18 protein-coding genes are annotated in these 20,222 nt (G+C 60.8%); 10 read left to right on the top strand and 8 right to left on the bottom strand.

Annotated elements, in window-relative coordinates:
• Window positions 1-48 precede the first annotated feature (48 nt).
• Complete coding sequence (locus NXC14_RS26690; RefSeq protein WP_085781020.1) at window positions 49-1,563, bottom strand: lipopolysaccharide biosynthesis protein; 1,515 nt, start codon at window positions 1,561-1,563, stop codon at window positions 49-51.
• 19 nt (window positions 1,564-1,582) lie between these two features.
• Window positions 1,583-2,671: a polysaccharide pyruvyl transferase family protein gene (locus NXC14_RS26685; RefSeq protein WP_085781019.1), complete on the bottom strand. Its 1,089-nt coding sequence runs from the start codon at window positions 2,669-2,671 to the stop codon at window positions 1,583-1,585.
• A 336-nt stretch (window positions 2,672-3,007) separates the two neighbouring features.
• On the opposite strand from NXC14_RS26685, the gene NXC14_RS26680 reads away from it, so the two are divergent.
• The 8 genes from NXC14_RS26680 (at window position 3,008) to NXC14_RS26645 (ending at window position 12,753) form a co-directional block, all read left to right on the top strand.
• Window positions 3,008-4,078, top strand: coding sequence for an acyltransferase (locus tag NXC14_RS26680; protein ID WP_085781018.1), 1,071 nt, complete (start codon window positions 3,008-3,010; stop codon window positions 4,076-4,078).
• A gap of 165 nt (window positions 4,079-4,243) precedes the next feature.
• The gene (locus NXC14_RS26675; protein WP_183701363.1) at window positions 4,244-5,170 is read left to right on the top strand and encodes an ArsR family transcriptional regulator; all 927 of its coding nucleotides are present in this window, start codon (window positions 4,244-4,246) and stop codon (window positions 5,168-5,170) included.
• Between the two features lie 211 nt (window positions 5,171-5,381).
• The gene (locus NXC14_RS26670) at window positions 5,382-6,890 is read left to right on the top strand and encodes an alpha-N-arabinofuranosidase (RefSeq protein WP_085781017.1); all 1,509 of its coding nucleotides are present in this window, start codon (window positions 5,382-5,384) and stop codon (window positions 6,888-6,890) included.
• A gap of 177 nt (window positions 6,891-7,067) precedes the next feature.
• A complete protein-coding gene (locus NXC14_RS26665; RefSeq protein WP_085781279.1) occupies window positions 7,068-8,972 on the top strand; it encodes an ABC transporter substrate-binding protein in 1,905 nt (634 codons plus the stop codon).
• A gap of 118 nt (window positions 8,973-9,090) precedes the next feature.
• Window positions 9,091-10,095 (top strand): ABC transporter permease, encoded by a 1,005-nt coding sequence (locus tag NXC14_RS26660; protein ID WP_085781016.1) that lies wholly within the window; start codon window positions 9,091-9,093, stop codon window positions 10,093-10,095.
• A gap of 3 nt (window positions 10,096-10,098) precedes the next feature.
• Entirely contained in the window at window positions 10,099-10,956 is an 858-nt protein-coding gene (locus NXC14_RS26655) for an ABC transporter permease (protein ID WP_064808333.1), read from the top strand.
• 1 nt (window position 10,957) lies between these two features.
• Window positions 10,958-11,947 carry an ABC transporter ATP-binding protein gene (locus tag NXC14_RS26650; protein ID WP_085781015.1) on the top strand — a complete coding sequence of 330 codons (990 nt, stop codon included), beginning with the start codon at window positions 10,958-10,960 and terminating at the stop codon, window positions 11,945-11,947.
• 47 nt (window positions 11,948-11,994) lie between these two features.
• The gene (locus NXC14_RS26645) at window positions 11,995-12,753 is read left to right on the top strand and encodes an ATP-binding cassette domain-containing protein (RefSeq protein ID WP_085781278.1); all 759 of its coding nucleotides are present in this window, start codon (window positions 11,995-11,997) and stop codon (window positions 12,751-12,753) included.
• A gap of 170 nt (window positions 12,754-12,923) precedes the next feature.
• On the opposite strand, the gene NXC14_RS26640 is transcribed toward NXC14_RS26645, so the two are convergent.
• Complete coding sequence (locus NXC14_RS26640; protein ID WP_085781014.1) at window positions 12,924-13,871, bottom strand: zinc-binding alcohol dehydrogenase family protein; 948 nt, start codon at window positions 13,869-13,871, stop codon at window positions 12,924-12,926.
• Window positions 13,872-13,981: 110 nt separating this feature from the next.
• On the opposite strand from NXC14_RS26640, the gene NXC14_RS26635 reads away from it, so the two are divergent.
• Both NXC14_RS26635 and NXC14_RS26630 read left to right on the top strand, forming a co-directional pair.
• Window positions 13,982-14,911: an AraC family transcriptional regulator gene (locus NXC14_RS26635; RefSeq protein ID WP_085781013.1), complete on the top strand. Its 930-nt coding sequence runs from the start codon at window positions 13,982-13,984 to the stop codon at window positions 14,909-14,911.
• Window positions 14,912-15,176: 265 nt separating this feature from the next.
• A complete protein-coding gene (locus NXC14_RS26630; protein WP_085781012.1) occupies window positions 15,177-15,623 on the top strand; it encodes an isoprenylcysteine carboxylmethyltransferase family protein in 447 nt (148 codons plus the stop codon).
• Between the two features lie 333 nt (window positions 15,624-15,956).
• On the opposite strand, the gene NXC14_RS26625 is transcribed toward NXC14_RS26630, so the two are convergent.
• From NXC14_RS26625 to NXC14_RS26610, 5 genes are read right to left on the bottom strand one after another with little or no spacing between them, the layout of a single operon-like run.
• The gene (locus NXC14_RS26625; RefSeq protein ID WP_085781277.1) at window positions 15,957-17,363 is read right to left on the bottom strand and encodes an FAD-binding oxidoreductase; all 1,407 of its coding nucleotides are present in this window, start codon (window positions 17,361-17,363) and stop codon (window positions 15,957-15,959) included.
• Window positions 17,364-17,367: 4 nt separating this feature from the next.
• Window positions 17,368-18,222 (bottom strand): PfkB family carbohydrate kinase, encoded by an 855-nt coding sequence (locus NXC14_RS26620; RefSeq protein WP_085781011.1) that lies wholly within the window; start codon window positions 18,220-18,222, stop codon window positions 17,368-17,370.
• A complete protein-coding gene (locus tag NXC14_RS32735) occupies window positions 18,222-18,380 on the bottom strand; it encodes a hypothetical protein (RefSeq protein ID WP_198175567.1) in 159 nt (52 codons plus the stop codon). Before NXC14_RS32735 ends, NXC14_RS26620 begins: the two co-directional genes overlap by 1 nt.
• Before the next feature lie 19 nt (window positions 18,381-18,399).
• Complete coding sequence (locus NXC14_RS26615; protein WP_085781010.1) at window positions 18,400-19,260, bottom strand: carbohydrate ABC transporter permease; 861 nt, start codon at window positions 19,258-19,260, stop codon at window positions 18,400-18,402.
• Window positions 19,257-20,222, bottom strand: coding sequence for a sugar ABC transporter permease (locus tag NXC14_RS26610; protein ID WP_085781276.1), 966 nt, complete (start codon window positions 20,220-20,222; stop codon window positions 19,257-19,259). Before NXC14_RS26610 ends, NXC14_RS26615 begins: the two co-directional genes overlap by 4 nt.

The following is a 20,222-nucleotide window of genomic DNA, read 5'->3' as shown; positions in this document are numbered from 1 at the left end:
GGTTGAGAGACGGGCGGCGAAACAATCCGCCGGGCTGGAGCCAGGAAATCACACAGGGGTGGCCACTGCGCCCCTGTTGCCCTTGCGCTGCCGAGCCTGTTTGATGCTGCCGATCAGGACATTCAGGCGCGCCCTGCACAGCAAGAATATCAGGCTGCAGTAAGCGATGCCGCCTGCAAGGGCTTCTATAGCCAGACGTGCGTAGGGCGACCAATGAAGCAACAGTTCGTGCAGCAGCAAAACGACAGCCACCATCGCTGCACTGGCCGTGGTCGGCCGCAGGAACTGCGCCAAATATGCCGGCACACTCAGCTCTATATGCTGCGACACCTTCCAGCTGGTGATCGGCCAGAACAACAGGACTTCGATCATGATCGCAAACACGACTGTCGTCACGCCGTAGGGGTAAAGAACTGCGATGGTCAGAAGCGTGAGAACATTTCGAGCCAGCTGGTAGTAAAACCACCAATCCATCTCTCCCTGGCTTTTTATCAGGGATGCCTGCACGTAGCCGATCCCAGCCATCAAGCCAATAACGCAGTAGAATCGAACCGGCCAAACGGCCTCGATCCAGTGCGCTCCGAAAATCGTAGTGATTGCATCATCGGCAACCGCCGCAAGCCCGATGAAGACGGGGTAGGAAACCAGAGCACAGCCAAACGTCGCCATCAGGAATGCTTCCCGGACTTTCTTCGGATCGGCCCGCAGCGATGACAGCAGCACATGCGTCACCGACGTCAGGCCGCCGGCGATGACGTTGTTGATCATGTCAAACAGGCGCTTGGAAAAGTTATAGATGCCGAGCGCCGACGGGCTCAGGAGCACGCCGATGAGCAAGTTGTCCAGGCTCATCGTCTGTAAAAAGCGGGTGCCAGATGCAAAGAAACCATAGTGAAGCAGATCGTTGAGGCTTGCTCTCTTTATGTTCAGGCCGGGAATCCAACCCGCACCCCAGAAAGCGGCGCCGCACGATGCCGCCGTGGCGGCGATCTGGGCAATGGCAAGCCCCCACAAGCCGAAACCGGCGAGAACCAGAACAAGGCAAAGGCAAGCAGAGGTGATGGTCGCGATGACTGTGCGGACGGCCACCAGATGGAAGGACATTTTCCTGTTCACGATCGCATTCGGAACGACGGCCGTGAAGTCGAAGAATACCTTCAATCCCATGATGTAAATGAGATAGGTGACCTCCTTATGTCCGACATAGGCCGCGATCGACGAAGCGGCCAGGCATAAGGCGCCGTAGACCAGGAACGAAAAGCCGAGCGAAAGCAGGAATATCGTGTCGAGGTGGCTGCGCCTGATCTCGGCTCTCTGGATGATCGCTTCGCCAAAGGCAGTCGGCCCGAAGCTCGCTGCAAAGGAGACGATGCTGAAGGACAGCGCGACAAGACCGAAATCCTGAGGCTGGAGAATACGAGACGTGACCACAAAAACAGCGAAGGTCAGGACCGTCGGAATAAGGGTACTGAGTGCCGACCAGAAGGCACCCGTTACGGCTGCGGCGGACCGGTTCTCACTGACATGGCTGAAGAGAATATCGTCGTCTTGCAAAACCGACAAACTGAGCTCCTACCGATAATCAGACTATGGAAGGTTGAGGGACCAGATCGGGGGCGGGAATACTGGGACCGACAGTCATGGGCCGGCTCGACTTGTACCAGGTGCCGCCGATCTCATAGGGCAGGCGAGACATTGCTGCGAAAATCTCGCTTGCGTTCGTCGCTTTCTCAACCAGAGGGCTGTCGCAAGTCCGGCTATCGATGAAAGCGTGAAGATTGCTGCCGTCTCTCGCGACCGCGACATGCGGCTTATTGAGCAACAGACAGAGAATGTGACCGTGTAGATGATTGGTAATAATCCGCTCTGCGCCGGACAGGATCCGCACGCCATAATCGACATAGCGACGGGCGACATCCTCGCGGTGCTGAGCCAGCAGCGCCGTGCGGCTCAATCCATGCCGCAGCGCTGAGCTGCCAATGCTCGACAGGCGCAGGCGCGACAAACTGTCCGGACCATTGATCCAATTGGTCAGAGGTCCGTCGATAATCGATCGCGCTTTCGCTATATCGACGTCGTCGTCCTCGCCAAAAGGCTGCATGACATACAACACCCTCAGAGGGTCGGCGTCGAAGGGCTTCAGCGTCTCGATACCGAATGCCGTGTCCGGGCCGGCCTCGACCTCACAATCGAAGTTCGCTCTTGCCAGTTCGAAGCTCTGGTCATCGCGCGTCAGGCAGAAGAAGTTGCGATGCCTGCCAATCGTGCGTTTGGCGTATTCCTTGAGCGACTCGTTGGCGAAGTGGACCCTCTGCGGCATCTGGATGATCGTCCGATCCGGATATTTCCACATCAAGCGGCAGCGAAGATCATCCCTGCCCGCCCGCAAATTCCCAAAATCACTCCACCCGCAAATGAAAATTGGAGCATCGGCCGGCGTTTCCTTTATCTTGTCTATATTTTGGGATGCACCGCAAACAAGCGCCGGCATCCTGCCCGTTGCTTCCTTCAATACCTGCGACAACCCAAGCCAACTTGCATGATGCCCCGGATCTTTATTCGAAGGAAAGTCAATTATAATGTAAGGCTGTCCCGTATTTACGAACCTCCTTACTATCTCAATCAACTTTTCTTTTTGTCTATGTATTACAACTTCGCCGAGGTGATGCATCAATACGACTTGATTCTCTAAATTTTATCGACTGATCTATATCCATCAGCTGAATGAGTCAATTGGACTTCGGCGCGACATAGAATCGCACCAGATTTACATTACTTTTTCGTAATGTTAGACATGCTGGATTTTCGGAGATGACTTCGTTCTAGCGCTCACTCGATAGACTGAGGCGGTGGGCCACGGCTCATCCGGTCGTTGTGCCGAGCGCACTGTTGTCAGAGGCGCATTTGGGCAGATCGGAGAGAGTCTCGACTTGAGCCCATTTTCACAACGGCTCGTTCAAAACTCGCCTTAATGGCGTGTCAAACTTCAGAGGTGCGGGAGGCTCGCATGCACGGGGGCGATGGCAAGAAGGCATTTTACCCGAACTTCAACATGATCAGGCTCGTCGCAGCCTCGACGGTGATCTTCTCGCACGCCTTCCTTATCGTGGAAAAGACCTCGGCGAACGAGCCCTTCGAGCGGTTGTTCGGAGAGGGTAATATCCTCGGCCTATTCGGCGTCTATGTGTTTTTCATCACCAGCGGATTCCTCGTTACGCAGAGCGCGCAGTTCGGCAGCGCGGGTGGTTTTCTCTGGCGGCGGGCGCTGAGAATATACCCGGCGTTCATCGTCTGCACCCTGCTCAGCGTCTACGTCCTAGGCGCCCTGTTCAGCCCGTTGGGCATCAGTGGCTACTTGCTGAAATCGCTTCATCTGAAGACGACGTTGCATTCGCTGCTCGACCCGAACTTTGGCATGACCCTGCCGCATGTGCAGTTTTATGATCCGGCAATCTCCTGGCTCGCCACTTCCGTCAACGGCTCTCTCTGGACGATCGGGCAGGAAATCTTCTGCTACCTGATCGTCGCGGGATTGATGGCAATCGGGCTTCTGCGAGCGCCGCTGATGGCACTTGCCGTCGCCGTGGGCGTGACATGGCAGCTTTTCTTCGATCATCCGTGGCCAAACATACGCTTCCTGACGGATTTCACCTTTATCGCTCCCTATTTCTTCTGCGGTTCGCTTCTCTGGTTCGTGATGGAAAAGCGGCGGCCCAGCATTGTCCTGGCATTGGTCTTTGCGGCGCTCGGCGTGCTCTTCCTCGTCTTCTGGCCCGGCTATCTTTACGGCCGCATGTTGTTCGCCTATCCGCTTGTCTACATCGCGACCTCGCCCTCCCTACGCCTGCCGACTCTCGAACGATTGGGCGACATCTCCTACGGCACCTATCTCTATGGCTGGCCAGTGGAGCAGGTGATGAACCATGCCCTCGGCCAGTACAGCACATGGTGGGCCGTCTTTGCCCTTTCGCTGCCGACAGCATGGTTGCTCGGCTGGCTTTCATGGCATCTCCTGGAAAAGCGTGCGCTGCGCCTGAAGCGGATCCCGCTCCTCCAGCGACAGCCTGTCAGCCCTTGAGAAAAGCTGACTTCCGACCCACAGTTCGCAGCGACGTTTGACGCTCTGATTGTCGCAGCCGGACCTTGGCGCGTGATTGTTCTCGCTTAGCGCATCATTCCGAACTACTCCACTTGCTGCATCATAATTTCCGATATACATCATTCTATCGGAAACGATGGGGAAATGATGGAACGCTCGTTTTTGACGATCGCCGCCGGCGAGAACAGTGAGGCCATACGGGCGCTTTCGGCGCCGGCGCGGATCGAGATATTGAAGCTGCTCTGCGCCAAGGGGCCGCTCAACATCAACGATATCGCCCAGACGCTTTCCCTTCCTCAATCGACCGTCGCCACCGGTATTCAGATCTTGGAAGATGCCGGGCTGGTGGATTCGCGACTGGCCAAGGCGCGCAAGGGCAACCAGAAGATCTGCTCGGCGGTCTATAGCGAAATCCTGATCAGCTTCGAGGAAAGTGCGGCGCAGCGGGCGAACAATATTATCGAGGTCGAGATGCCGGTCGGGCTCTATACGAGCTGCGACGTGCATGCGCCCTGCGGTCTCTGCTCGACGGAGAGCGTCATCGGACCGCTCGATGTGCCGGATTATTTCCTCGATCCGCAGCGCATGCAGGCCGGGCTGGTGTGGTTCGGCCGGGGTTATGTCGAATACAAATTCCCCAACAATGCCAAGGTGTTGAACAAGGATATTCGCGCCATCGAATTTTCGCTGGAGCTGTCATCCGAAGTGCCCGGCACGAATCCTGACTGGCCGTCCGACATCACGCTCTGGGTCAACGGCATGGCGATCGGCACCTGGACCTCGCCCGGCGATTACGGCGACAAGCGCGGCGCCTTCACGCCCGCCTGGTGGAAGCTCGAAGGTTCGCAATACGGGACGATGAAAACCTGGCGGATCTCGACGCGAGGCACATTCATCGACGGTATCGCCGCATCGAATATCACGCTCAGCGATCTGGCGCTCGGCCAGCATTCGTCGATCCGCCTGCGCGTCGGCATCGCCGAAAATGCCGGCCACACCGGCGGCGTCAATATTTTCGGCCGCGGCTTCGGCAATCACGGCCGCGACATCACCATGCGGCTGCATGTCTGAAAAGTTAATATCGGATATCCTGATTTAAAAATCGCATTTATTTCGTGTTTCAGCGGTCGCTAAACTTAATCAAGCCATTGTATTTCAATATTTTTCCTTCGGATTGGCATTAGTATGATTAAATCCGCCTTTCGGTTGACATCACGACATTCCTGATATCAAGTTAGAGGCACGAAAACAAAAATCCTGATACATAAACGGGGAGGATCCGTTGAAGACGAATGTCGTTGCCCACCGCGATTTCCGCATCGCGACCATTGACGCCAGGCTCTACAGCTCGTTTCTCGAGCATCTCGGCAGAGCGATCTACGGCGGCATCTATGAGCCCGGACATCCGACAGCCGATGAAGACGGCTTCCGCCGCGATGTGCTCGATCTGGTGCGCGAGCTCGACACGCCCTACTGCCGTTATCCCGGCGGCAACTTCGTCTCGGCCTATAATTGGGAAGACGGTGTCGGTCCGCGCTCGGAACGCCCGGTGCGCCTCGACCTTGCCTGGCGCACCCGCGAGGCCAACCAGGTCGGCGTCAACGAATTCGTCGACTGGTGCAAGAAGGCCAATACCAAGCCGATGCTGGCCGTCAATTTGGGATCACGCGGCCTCGACGCCGCCCGCAACTTCCTCGAATATTGCAACCATCCCGGCGGCACCTACTGGTCGGACCTGCGCCGCAAACACGGCTGGTCCAATCCGCATGATGTCAAACTCTGGTGCCTCGGCAACGAGATGGACGGCCCCTGGCAGGTCGGTCACAAATCCGCCTATGAATATGGCCGGCTGGCGGACGAGACGGCCAAAGCCATGCGCGGCTTCGACAAGTCGCTCGAGCTCGTCGTCTGCGGCTCGTCGAATTCCGACATGAAGACCTATCCGCAGTGGGAGGCCGAGGTTCTCGACCAGTGCTATGACAGCGCCGACTACATCTCGCTGCATATGTATTTCGCCAACCGCGAGAAGAACACGCTGAACTACCTCGCCCGGGCGACCAAGCTCGACCGCTACATCACCACGATCGGCGGCGTCATCGATTACATCAAGGCGAAGAAGCGCTCGAAGAAGACGATCGGCATCTCCTTCGACGAGTGGAACGTCTGGTACCATTCCAACCAGCAGGACAAGGAGATCCTGGCGCGCGACGAGTGGCCGGATGCGCCGCATCTGCTCGAGGACGTCTATAATTTCGAAGACGTGCTGCAGGTCGGCGGCATCCTCAACACCTTCATCCGCCGCTCCGACCGGGTGCGCATCGCCTGCATCGCCCAGCTCGTCAACGTCATCGCCCCGATCATGACCGAGGATGGTGGTGCGGCCTGGCGCCAGACGATCTATTATCCCTTCTATTACGCGTCGCGATATGGCCGCGGATCGGCCCTGCAGCTCGTCGTCGACGGCCCGACCTATGACAGCGACGAGGAGAATGAGGTTCCCTATCTCGACGTCTCGGCGGTGCATTCCGAGGATGGCCGGTCGCTGACCTTCTTTGCCGTCAACCGCCATCCGGACACAGCGATCGATCTCGACGTGCGGCTGGAAGGTTTCGGCGGCGCCCGGCTGATCGAGCAGGTGGAGATGACCCATGGCGATCTCGAAGCCGTCAACACGGCGCGGCGGCCGGAGACGGTCGTGCCCGCCAAGGTCGAGACGGCAAGGATTGAGGATGGACGGGTGCGGGCGGCGCTGAAACCGCTGTCCTACAACGTCATCAGGCTGTCGGTGTGACAGCCGCCGCCGGGTTAGGCCCCGGCTGAGAAATCGGCCCCCTGCGAGGAGGCAGGCGGCCGGAGGATGGTTCGCCGAAGCGTCAGGCTCACAAGCCCGCTTCTGCGAACCGACAACCGCGACATGCCCCTGCGTGCCTCGAAGGCCGCCGCATCGTCGCTTACAAGGGAGGAGTTCATGCAAAAGTGGAAGAGGTTTGCATTCGGCTTCGTGCTGGCCACGCTCGGTCTGACGGGTCTGGCCACCGCCGAGGACTACACCTCCTTGCCGCGCAAGGAGACGCTCATCGTCGAAAATCCTGAAGGGACGATCAAGAATCCCGGCTGGTTCAACATCTGGGTCAATGGCGGCGGCGGGGTCTCGACCGGCCTGCAGCAGCTGACCATGGATACGCTCTGGTATATCGACCCGGAACAGGGGCTTGGCGGCGCGGCCTGGGACAATTCGCTCGCCGCCGACAAGCCGCAATATAATGCCGACTTCACCGAAATGACCGTGAAACTGCGCAAGGGGCTCTATTGGAGCGACGGCGTCGAATTCACCGCCGACGACGTGGTCTATACCGTCAAGACGCAGATGGACCATCCCGGCATGGTCTGGAGCGCGGCCTTCTCGGTGCAGGTGGCAAGCGTCGAGGCGACCGATCCACAGACCGTGGTGTTCAAGCTGAAGAAGCCCAATTCGCGCTTCCATGCGATCTTCACCGTGCGCTGGAACGGCGCCTGGATCATGCCGAAGCACGTGTTCGAGAAGGTCGAGGATCCGCTTCGCTACGATTTCGCCAATCCCGTCTCGCTCGGCGCCTACAAGCTGAAGGCCTACGATCCGCAGGGCAAATGGTATACCTGGGAAAAGCGCGACGACTGGCAGCGCACCTCGCTTGCCCGCTTCGGCGAGCCGGCCCCGAAATATGTGACCTATACCGATCCAGGCCCGCCGGATAAGCGCACGATCGCCCAGCTCGAGCACAATCTCGATATCATCCACGACAACACCCCGGAGGGCATGTTCACCCTCAAGGAGAAGTCGAAGACAATCGAGACCTGGTTCCCGGGCTTCCCCTTCGCCCATCCGGATCCGACGCTGCCCGCCGTGATCTTCAACACCCAGGAAGCGCCCTTCGACAATGCCGATGTGCGCTGGGCGCTGGCTCTGCTGATCGACATCAAGGCCGTCGACATGGCGAGCTATCGCGGGGCGGCGACGCTTTCGGCACTCGGCGTGCCGCCGACGGCAGCGACGATGAAAGACTATCAGGCGCCGATGCAGGACTGGCTGAAGGATTTCGAGATCGATACCGGCAAGAGCAAGATCAAGCCCTATGATCCGACAGTCGGGCAGCAGATCGCCGATATCCTGCGCAAGCAGCCGAAGTTCAAGGACCAGATCCCGACCGATCCGGAAGCGATCAGCGGCGCCTTCGGCTACGGCTGGTGGAAACCGAACCCGAAAGCGGCCGGCGAACTGCTGGAGAAGGCCGGCTTTAAAAAGTCAGGCGGCAAGTGGCTGACCCCTGATGGACAGCCCTTCAAGATCCGGATGACGGTGGAAGGCGACACACGCTCGGTCTTCACCCGCGCCGGCACGCTGATTGCGCAGCAATGGGCCTCCTTCGGCATCGACGCCAAAGCCGTGCCGGCCGCCAAGCTCTGGCAGACGGCGCTGCAGCCCGGCGATTTCCAGGTGGCGATCGCCTGGAGCGTCGAAACCTGGGGTGGCGATCCCGACCTCTCCTTCTTCCTCGACAGCTGGCACTCGCAGTTCGTCGCCAAGAAAGGCGAGGTTCAGCCGCCGCGCAACTGGCAGCGCTGGTCCAATCCGGAGCTCGACAAGATCATCGAGAGCATCCGCGGCATCAGCGCCGACGATCCGAAGGGCATGGAGCTCGGCAAGGATTATCTGAAGCTGGTCGCCCGCGAAATGCCGACGATCCCGCTGATGTCCTATAACGTCTTCACCTCGATGGATACGACCTATTGGACCGGCTATCCCACCATCAAGGACCCCTATACGGATCCGGTGCCGAACTGGGCCAATTCGCGGCTGATGATGGTCAAGCTGAAGCCGGCCCAATCGCAATAACCCCTCCCAACGCCGGCGCGGAAGCCATCGCGCCGGCCCCCTCATCGACGGGCATGAGCCCCAGCTGCCATGCTCGTCGATCCTTTCAAGAAGGGAAGCAGAGAGGAACCACTGCCTTATGACGCCCTATCTGATCTTTGTGCTGAAGCGATTTGGTCAGTTCCTGCTCGTCGTCTTTCTCGGCGTGACGATCACCTTCTTCGTCACCCACCTGACCCCGATCGACCCGGTCGAAGAAAGCATAGGCGCCATCACCCAGATGGGTCAGTCCGACCCCAATGCGATCGAGCTGATGCGCCAGTCGCTGCGCGAGCTCTACGGCATGCAGGGCTCGATCTGGCAGCAATATCTGCACTTCTGGCTGCGGCTGGCGACCGGCGATCTCGGCCCCTCGCTCTCGGCCTTTCCGACCCCCGTCTCCACCATCATCCTGCGCTCGCTGCCCTGGACGATCGGGCTGATGACGGTCTCGACGCTGATCACCTTCGTGCTCGGCAATGCGATCGGCGCGCTCGCCGGCTATTACCGCAAGGACATGGTGCTGAAGGCCGTCAGCCTCGTCTTCATCGCCATGCTGCCCATTCCCTATTACATCCTCGCCTTCGTGCTGCTCATCGTCTTCGGCTTCATCTGGCCGGTGCTGCCGATCAATGGCGGCTATGAGATGAACGCCAATCTCGACCTCTCCTTTGCCCTCGTCCTCGATATCCTCAAACACTCCATCCTGCCGGCCTTGTCGCTGATCCTGGTCGGCGCCGGCAGCTGGCTGATCGGCATGCGGGCGCTGGTTTCCAACATCATCACCGACGACTATGTGGTCTTTGCCGAGCTCGGCGGCGTGCCGAAGGGCAAGATCCTGCGCTCCTACATCGCCCGCAACGCCATGGTGCCGCAATTCACCGGCCTTGCCATGTCGCTCGGCGCGATCTTCAACGGCACCGTCATCACCGAAATCGTCTTCGGCTATCCCGGCATCGGCAATCTGCTGATCGAAGCGGTGCATGCCGGCGACTACAGCCTGGTGCTCGGCCTCAGCGCCTTGTCGATCGTCGGCGTCGCCGCCGCCGTCTTCATCATCGACGTGCTGAGCCCGCTGATCGATCCGCGCATCAAGGTGGAATAGGCCATGTTTACCATCATCCGCGACCTCGCCCGCCAGAACATGGAATTCCTCTGCGGCCTGCTGCTCTTTGCCGTCATCGTCGGCCTGGTGATCCTGTCCTATTTCTCGCCTTATGGCGCGACCGACATCTATTTGCTGCCGCCCGACATGCCGCCGGACGGCGAATATTGGCTAGGCACGACATCGCGCGGCCAGGACGTTTTCTGGCAGCTGACGATCGGCCTTCGCAACACGCTCTATTTCGGCATCGGCGTCGCCTTTCTCTCGCGCATCATCTCGCTCGTGGTCGGCCTCGTCGCCGGTTATGCCGGCGGCGCGGTGGACCGGGTGCTGATGGCGATCAACGACAGCGTCATGGTCATCCCGCAATTTCCGCTGCTGATCCTTTTCTATTTCGTGCTGAAGGACAACATGACCTGGGTGGCGCTGATCGTCATCATGGCCTCGCTCGGCTGGTCCTATGACGCGCGGCTGATCCGCTCGGTGGCGCTCGGCCTGAAGAGCCGGCCGTTCACCACCCAGAGCGTCTATTCCGGCATGACGATGCGCAAGATCCTGGTCGAGGAGCACCTGCCCTATGTGCTGCCGATCGTCTTTGCGACGACGATGAACAACATGATCTGGTCGATCGGCATGGAGATCACCCTTTCGGTGCTGGGTTTCACCGACATCGAGACGCCGACCATGGGCATGATGATCTACTGGGCCAATGCGCATTCAGCGCTGATTTCGGGGATCTGGTGGTGGGTGGCCGCCCCCGTCGCCGTCATCGTCATTCTCTTCCTGGCGCTCTTCCTGCTCTCCATGTCGATGAACGAATACAATGATCCGCGCAGCCGGCTGAACCGGATGGGAAGTTAGCATGGAGAATCTGGTCGAAATCGACAACCTGAAAGCCTATTACCGCGCCTTCCTCTATGGCGTCGATCGCGAGGTGCGGGCCGTCGACGATATCAGCCTGACGATCCGCCGCGGCGAGGTCTACGGCGTCGCCGGCGAATCGAGCAGCGGCAAGACGACGCTGATCAAGACCATTGCCGGCGCCATCCGGCCGCCGCTTCGGGTCGTTTCCGGCAGCGTCAAATTCCATTTCGGCGGCGGCACCCAGGATCTCTATGCGATGACGCCGGAGGAGCGTGTGGCGCTGCGCTGGAAGCATCTCTCCTATATCATGCAGGGCTCGATGAATGTGCTCAATCCGGTGCGCCGGATCCGCCATTCCTTCACCGATTTCGCCTTCCGCCACATTAAGGTGAGCAAATCCATCTTCTTCGAAAAGGTCGCCAACCACCTGCAGCGGCTGAAGCTCGATCCGCAGCTGCTCGACGCCTACCCGCACGAACTCTCCGGCGGCATGCGCCAGCGCATGACCATTGCGCTCGCCACCATACTGACGCCGGAGTTCATCATCGCCGACGAGCCGACGACGGCGCTCGACGTCATCGTGCAGCGCGACGTGCTGTCGATGATCCGCGAGATCCAGCGCGAGATGGGTTCGTCCTTCCTGTTCGTCACCCATGATATGGGCGTGCATGCGACCGTCTCCGACCGCATCGGCATCGTCTATGCCGGCCGGCTGGTCGAGGAAGCGCCGACACCAAAACTCTTCAGCGCGCCGCTCCACCCCTATACGCAGCACCTCGTTGGCAGCCTGCCGAAGATCGGCGACCCCACGACCCGACCCTCGCTGGAGGGGCGGCCGCCGAACCTCGCCATGCCGCCGGAGGGCTGCCGCTTTCACCCGCGCTGCCCGAAGCGCATGGAGATCTGCTCACAGAAGGTTCCGCCCATGGTCACCGTCGCGCCCGAGCGGCGGGTGGCGTGTTTTGCGGTTACGGGGGATCAGGTTTGACTCTGCTTAGCCTCTCGCATGTGACGAAAATCTACCGCCAGGGCGGCATGCTCGGCCGGCGGCTGATCACCGCCGTCAAGGATGTCAGCTTCGAAATCGGCGACGAGCCGGAGATCCTCTCGATCGTCGGCGAATCCGGCTCGGGCAAATCGACGGTGGCGGCGATGATCCTCGGCCAAGCCGAACCGACCGAAGGCGAGCTGCAATTTGCCGGCAAGACCGTCGCGATCCACAGCCGGGCCGAACGTAAGGCCTTCATGAAGGTGGTGCAGCCGGTGCTGCAGAACCCCTTCGAAGCCTTCAACCCGCTGAAGCGGGTGGACCGCTACCTCTTCGAGACCGCCCGCAATTTCTCCGCCTCCGGCAAGCGGCCGGACCGGCGGGAGGTGGAGAGGATGGCCGATACCGCCCTCCACCACGTCGGCCTGACGCTGGAAGAGGTGAAAGGCCGCTTCCCCCACGAACTCTCCGGCGGTCAGCTGCAGCGCGTCGCCATCGCCCGTGCGCTGATCCCTGAGCCGCGCCTGCTGGTGGCCGACGAACCGGTCTCGATGGTCGACGCATCGCTGCGCATGGCCATCGTCAACCTCTTCGGCCGGCTGAAAAACGAGCTCGGCCTTTCGATCATCTACATCACGCATGATCTCGCGACGGCCTATTATGTCAGCGACAATATCATCATCATGCGCAAAGGGGAGATTGTTGAGCGAGGGCGGGCTCGGGCAGTGCTGGATGATCCGCAGCATGCGTATTCAAGGGCGCTGAAGGATGCGGTGTTGGCGGCGGAGTTTGGTGAGGCGAGGTAGATCGCGAGTCGCTGAAATCGGCTTGGCTTGGGGGCACTGCCTAATTTGGGGTCGCCTGCGGTCTGACTGCATCCCGAATGCAAGAGACAAAAGCGGCCAGTCCGCGGCGGTTTGCCGGAGTCCGCGATCCGCCCGAAGCGCACTTCGCTTCGGGTGAATTGTTCTGAGGATCATTGCGCCGGCAGGATGACGTAGCGCCTATTGGAATCGTCGTTCCAGGCCTCCCCAATCTTACTCAAGGGCACACTCGCAAAATCGGTATCAAAGCCTGCTGCGGGGGCTGCCTCCAGAAGCTCGCCTGCGCAGGCCAACAGGTCGGTCACGGCAGCGCTCCCAATACCGCTGCCCATCAGCTCGAGCCCGGTACTGCGAAGCATATCTCCTCTGATAGGGATTTCCGAGCCCGCCATCGTACCCAACTGGACATAGCGCAGACGCGGTTCGCCGAGGCGGGACCCCCGGTCCTTGGTTGCCGCCTGAAGGATCCGAACGGCGGGTTCACCCCAGACAAAGTCGAGAACGACGTCGATGCCGTGGTCGAACTGCGCGCGCAGCAAATGATCCGCTCCGTCGTCCAGCGCGATCTTGACGTCCGCATCGAGCCTATCGAGCTTCTGATTGTTGCGGCCGACGGCGACAATCTTGGTTGCGCCGAAATGCCGGGCAGTCTGAATTGCCATGCTGCCCGACGAGCCAGTTGCGCCGACAATGAGGACAGTTTCACCTTTCTGCAGCTTGGCCCGGCGCGACAGCGCCACCCAGGATGCCAGCGCGCCTGTCGCCAAGGCCGCAGCTCGATCGCTTGGGAGGATGTCGGGAACCGGAACGGTCATAGCTCGGGCCGACAGTGATTTCTCTGCCAGCGAGCCGAAAGGTGCCTTCGGGAAAAGGAAGTAGACGCGCTTGCCGTCGGCATCCCGCCCTATACCGTCCACGCCTGGAACGAATCCGGCGTTTGCGGCGCTCGTGTAGTGACGGCCGGAGGCGAGTAGCTTGACGATTGGGCTGATCGCGGCAGCCTCGACGGTGACGACCGTCTCGCCATCGCCGGCTTCCGGTTCGGGGAATTCCTGGAATGACGGCGTGACACCAAAGACGTTAACGACTGCAGCTTTCATGTGGTTGAGCTCCTTATTGTCTGCTCCCAGCTTGGTAGACCTTCGCACCTGAACGCTCTATGCCTTGAAGTCGCAAGTTTGTTCGCCATCGTCCAAATTGGGGGCTGACAATGGATGTCCTTTCCGAACTTCTCAGTCTTTTGAAGCCTCGGAGCTATATAACCGCCGGATTCGATGCGGGCGGTCAGTGGGCATTGACGCTCGATGATCTCGCAGGGAGGATAAAATGCTATGCGGTAATGAAAGGCGAATGCTGGCTCTCGATAGAGGGCATCGGCGGGGCGCTGAAAGTGTCTGCCGGGGATTGCTTTGTTCTTCCTAGCGGTCGACCAGTCCACATCGCGAGTGACCCTCAGGTCGAGCCGAGACGAGCGAGCGAAGTGCTTGATCCCAACCGCAGTGGAGAAGTCGTCACCTATAATGGCGGCGGAGACGTCCTCTTAGTCGGCAGCCGATTTGAGGTCGATGGGCGCCATCCGGCATTCATGCTGAAAACCCTGCCTCCGCTCATTCGCATCGATACGTCGTCAGATAAGGCCAGGCTGCGGCTCTACCTCGACCTCATGATGGCGGAGCTGAAGGAGATGAAGCCGGGGGCGATGTCCGTCGCCCAGAACCTGTCGCACATGATCCTGGCCCAAGCGTTACGACTTTATCTCGAAACGGTGTGTGAGGCGGAGGTCGGCTGGTTCGCCGCTCTTTCGGACGCCCGCCTAGGAAAGGTTATAGAGGCGATGCATTCCGAGCCGTCACGCGCCTGGACTCTGGAAGCGCTTGCCGACAAGGCCGGAATGTCGCGTTCGAGTTTCGCAAATCATTTCCGAAGACGCGTCGGAGAGACCCCTATGTCATATCTCACGCAGAGACGCATGATGTCAGCAGCAGAGAGACTCTCTCAAGGAAGGGAGTCCATCGCACAGATTTCGGCTTCGCTCGGATATGCGTCGGAGCATTCCTTCAATACCGCTTTCAAGCGTGTTATGGGCCTGCCGCCCCGGCAGTTCGGCAGGGGTAAGGAACAACTTCGCACAGCTACTTGAACCAGCGGATACGACCTCGCCGTCGCGTAACCACCGTATCTGGCTTTTGACCTCGATTGGCGCGCAGGAGACAGGTCGCCGCTGCGGAGCTATGTCGGCTTTAGGGCTAGCGCGATGGCGACTTTTACGACCGATATGAGGCGCTTTGCTGATCGGCCGCCTCCGACTCATAGCGGCCGCAAATGGCTTTGAGGGGCAATATTCCTTATAGTCGCTCCCGGTGCCGGCAATAGAGCGCCGGTCGCGCTGCGCGAGGTGAACGAATATGTTGAAACTTCCACCACCGATATGGGCCCTTCTCTTCTTGATCCTCACTGCGGGCGCCAGCTACTTGGCCGGGTGGCCCGCCGTACCTTGGGTACATAGCCTCTTCGTCGGGATCGGGCTCATCGCGGTGAGTTTCATTGCTCCAGTTTGGGCTTTGATACTGTTCCGACGTGAGGGCACCCAGGTCAATCCCACCTCGGAAACCAACAACAAGCTGGTCACCGGCGGACCTTTTCAGTTCACCCGCAATCCGATGTATCTGGGCCTCGTTGTCCTCAGCCTCGGTGTGGCTGTGGCGACGGGCGCTATTCTTATGTTCGTCGCCCCCCTCTTGGTGTTTGCTACCGCCAATTGGGTCCACATCCCCTTCGAGGAAGCCAAGATGCGCCGCCAGTTCGGCCCGGCTTTCGACGAATACGCGCGTAACGTGAGAAGGTGGCTTTAGAGCCTCGCTTGTTTCGGCTGCGCGACAAAGCAGGTACTATGGTTCGGCGTTCGGAATGGCTGCTTGCCGCCCATACAGGAGGTGGCTCAGGCGTCCAGCGGAACGCTCGGCTTTGGACATTCCCCTCGACTTACCTTAATGGCCGGAATGAGGGCGCGAAGCTGCCGTAGATCCTTGTTCGGTTCTCAAATCGGGCGTGAGCCCGGCGTCGGTGCGGTCGGCCGGCGATCTGCCCCCCGACACTCATCTCGGAGGTCTGGCCGGGAACTCAAGCGGCGGGCGTGCCGCTCCTGTGCTCCCTTTCGGCGGCCGCCTCATGGCAGGCGCATCACATCAGCCGCCGGGCTTCAATTCGGAGATGTAGCGGACGATCGGGTTGACCCGCCGGTTCTCGATTTCGGCATCGTTGCGAAGGCGGATCGCCTTGCGGACGAGCCTGCCGCCGAGATAGCGGATCGGCTCCGGCGGCAGCGTCTTGCGCTTGCCAAGGCCGACAAGACCGCTGCGGCTCCATTGATCATCTCGGCCGAGCACCAGGCTCGCGAGGATGCGGCCGGCGACGGGCGCCTGGGCTATCCCGGTGCCGTTGAAGCCGATGCCGAAGAAGATATCGGGCTGGCCCGCGAGATGGCCGAAGATCGGCAGGTGATCTGCGGTGCAGTCGATCGGCCCCGACCAGTCGTGCTCGATCCTCACTGTTCTCAGCTCGGGGTAGACCCGGTCCAGCTCGCGCCTGTTATCGGCGCCCTTTTCCGTACCGCGGTTGAAGGAGGGACCGATCCGATCGCCGTAGGCGATCTTGCCGCTGCCGCGGCCGAAGATGACCCGCCCCTCCGGCGTGCGCTGGTAATAGAGCACATGCGCCTGCGCGTCGCAGATCGATTCGCCGCCCGTCCACCCCAGGCTCTGAAGCAGATCCGGCACTGGCTCCGTGGCGACGATCTGGCTTTCGACCACATAGATGTAGCGCAGGAGCTCGGGAATGGATGCAAGCCAGGCATTCGCCGCCAGCACGACGCGGCCGGCGCGAAGGCGGCCCTGCGGCGTGTGCAGGGTGGCGATGGCCCCCGGTTCGATTGCGGTGACGGGCGTCTTTTCGTGGATGATCACATCGCGCGCGAGAGCGAGCCGGCGCAGGCCCGCGGCGAGCTTTGCCGGCTGCACCGTTCCTGCCCGCATCTCGGCAATGCCCATATAGGAGGCGCGAGAGCCGGTGCGGCGGGCAATCTCGCCGGCATCGAGCCGGCTGAAGCGCGCTTCGCCCTGGCCCTCCGCCATCTCAAGCGCCTTCTGCCATGCGCCTTCCTGGGCCCTGGCGCTTGCCGTCCATAGCCATCCGTCCAGCCTGAGATCCATGGCGATCGCGCCGCTTGCCTGCAGGGCCTCCAGCTCGTCAATCGCATCGGCGGTCGCCCGGCAGAGCGAAAGCGCCTCCGTCTCTCCCACCACCGCGGCAAGAAGATCAATCTCGGCAAACCAGGAGTGGACCTGGCCGCCATTGCGGCCGGATGCCCCTGCCCCGCAGCAATCCGCCTCGAGCAGGACGATCTTCAGCCCGGGATCCTGCTCCTTCAGGCGCAGCGCCGACCACAGGCCCGTATAGCCGCCGCCGACGATCGCGACATCGGCGGCCTGATCGCCGGCGAGCGGCGTGGTGACCGGGGCGGCACCGGCGTCCTGGAGCCAGAAGGAGCGGTCCGCGCCGCGCGCCAGCACCGGCGGTCTCAAGGTGTAGCGCATGATGTCAGCCCTCCGCGGCAGAGATTTCGTCTGCATATTTCCGCAGGAGCCATGGCGGAATGGCGGCGAGCCTCTGCGGAAAGCCTCCTTCGTGCAGGCAGGTCCCGGCGGCCGCATCGGTCGCGAGGCGCATGGCCGCCTCGGCATCCATGCCTTTCAGAAGATGCGCGACAACAAAGGTGGCGATGAAACTGTCGCCGGCGCCGCAGGTATCGACGACATCGACTGCCTGCGCCGGCACGTGGACAAGCTCTGCACCGTCGTCGAAGAAGGCGCCGCGCGGGCCGCAGGTGAGGACAATCCTCGCGGCGCCACGATCCCTCAAGGCTCCTATGACCGGCTCGACCGGCACATGCGGCTCATCCGGACCGGATGCGAAGACCAGCGGCACGCCCTTGAGATCCAGTGACTGATGCGCCGTCGAGACGTCGATGCTGAAGCGAATGCGGTCCTCGATCAGCCGTTCGATGAGCTCGGCGCTGGAATTGGTGCCGAGGTGAACCCAATCGGCCCGCCTAAGTGCCGCATAGCGTTCCGGAGACGGAACGAAATTCCGCCCGACCCCAAGATCCTCAAGCAGGAACCTGCGGTCGCCATCCTGCTCCAGGAGCAGGGTGACGGCGGTGGCGCCGTCCCGCCGCTCGAGGTCCGCCCCAGGCAGACCGACGGCTTCGATCGCCGTGGCGATCACGTCGCCCTCGGCATCCTTGCCGACAACGCCGAAATAGCGGGCATCGCAGCCTTGCCGATGCCATTGCGCCGCCACATTCAGCGCATTGCCGCCGACAGCCATGCTGTTCTTGCTGAGGTAAACGTCCAGGCAGTTGTCGCCAACCGCAATCAGCCGCATCGCCGCCATCACGCGACCTCCCCTGCCGGCTGGAGATAAGGCGCGATCCCCCAGGGTTCGATTTCGGCAAAGCCGAAGCCGCGGATCACTTCTGCAACCTTTTCGAAGGGAGAGTGCTGAAAGCTGAAATTGGCGCCGATCAGCTGCCTAGCCGAGAGTTTTGGCACTTCCGGTTTCCTCATGAAATCACTTGCCGATGCCTTCGGTGAGGCCGCGGATGAAATAACGCTGGGTGAAGAAGAAGATGACGACGATCGGCAGCGCCGAGATGGTCATGGCGGCGAAGACCTCCGCGAAATTGGTGCCATGCTTGGCCATCAGCGAGGTCAGGCCGACCGGCAGGGTCTGCACGTCGATTTGGTTGGTGAAGATCATCGCGAAGATATATTCGTTCCAGGCAAACAGGATGTGCAGGATGATGCAGGAGACGATGATCGACCGGCAGAGCGGCAGCATGATCTTGCGGAAGATCTGCCCCTCGCTGGCGCCATCGATCATGGCCGCCTCGTCGAGATCACGCGGCAGATCGAGCATATAGGCGCGGATCAGGAAGGTGGTGAAAGGCACCCGGAAGGCCGTGTAAAGAATGATCAGCGCCCAATGCGTATTGTAGAGGCCAAGGCTCTGCATCATCTGCACGAGCGGCACCAGCGCGACCGTCGGGCTGAGCATCATGCCGCCGAGCACGAAGCCGACGATCACAGGCTTGCCGAACATCTGCGTCCGGGTCAGGCCATAGGCGGTCCAGGCACTGATGAAGACCGTGGTGATCGTGGAAACGACGGTCACCAGCAGGCTTGAGAACAGGAAATTGCGCACACCCTGGTTCCAGGCCGCGGCGTAATTGTCGAAGGACCAGCGGTCGGGCAGCGCGAAGGGATCGCTGAAGATCTGGCTGTTCGACTTGAATCCGCCGAGCGCCATCCAGATCAGCGGGTAGACGACGAGAACGCCCGCCGCCACCAGCAGCGCCATCAGCACGCCCTTGCCGATGACCAGCCAGGGATTGCGCAGCGACGCGCCGGCAGGAATGACCACCGCGCTCATGCCTCCACCCTCCGCCGCTTGGTGTACCAGAGCTGGAGCAGGCCCGTCGTCAGGGTGGCGAGGAAGATGACGACGCCGATCGCGGCCGCATAGCCCATGTCGTTCTGGTTGAAGCCCTGCTCGTAGAGCCATGTGCCCAGCACCTGGCTCGAATTGTTCGGCCCGCCGCCGGTCATCACCATGACTTCGTTGAACACCTGGAAGGCGCCGGCAATGGTGACGATGATCATCATGCCGGTCATTTCGCGGGTGAGCGGAAAGGTGATGCAGAAGAGCTGGCGGAGCGGCCCGGCCCCATCGACGGTGGCGGCATCGTAGAGTTCGCGCGGGATCTTCTGGATGGCGATGGTGAAGAGCAGCGTCGAATAGCCGAAGCCCTGCCACTGGCTCATCGCGATGATCGCGTAGATCGCCGTGCGCTCGTCACCGAGCCAGGTATAGGACAGGTTCTGCAGCCCGAGCAGATGCAGCAGGGCGTCGAGAAGGCCGATATCGGGCTGGTAGATGAAATAGAAGAGCAGACCGGTGACGGTGGTGGAAATCGCCGAGGGAATGAAATAGACGGCCCGCCAGAAATTCCGCCAGGCGCGGCTCCTGAGCCCCTCGATGATGGCGGCAAGCACGAAGGCGGCGAAGACCTGGAAGACGACGGAGAGCACGGCATAGAGGCCGTTATTGGTCAGCGCCCGCCAGACGACCGGATCGTCCAGCAGCCGGCGGTAATTGTCGAGCCCGACGTAAGCGACCTCGCCGGTGAAGATGTCCTGGGTGGTCGTGCTGACAAACAGGTTGTCGACGATCGGATAATAGACGAACCAGCCGACGATGATCAGCGCCACGATGCCCCAGCGCAACGCCGCCAGCTGCTGCAGCAAGCCGTGCCGCAGCCATCTGCTGCGGTTGGAGACGGCGCCGCTGAGGGCGGCACCGTTGCTTGTCGGGGTTGTCGTCACGCTCGCCAT

Origin of the sequence: Rhizobium sp. NXC14, assembly GCF_002117485.1 — a bacterium.
Classification (GTDB): Bacteria; Pseudomonadota; Alphaproteobacteria; order Rhizobiales; family Rhizobiaceae; genus Rhizobium.
The sequence above is the reverse complement of the archived record's forward strand: the minus strand, read 5'-3'. Positions and strand labels throughout refer to the sequence as shown.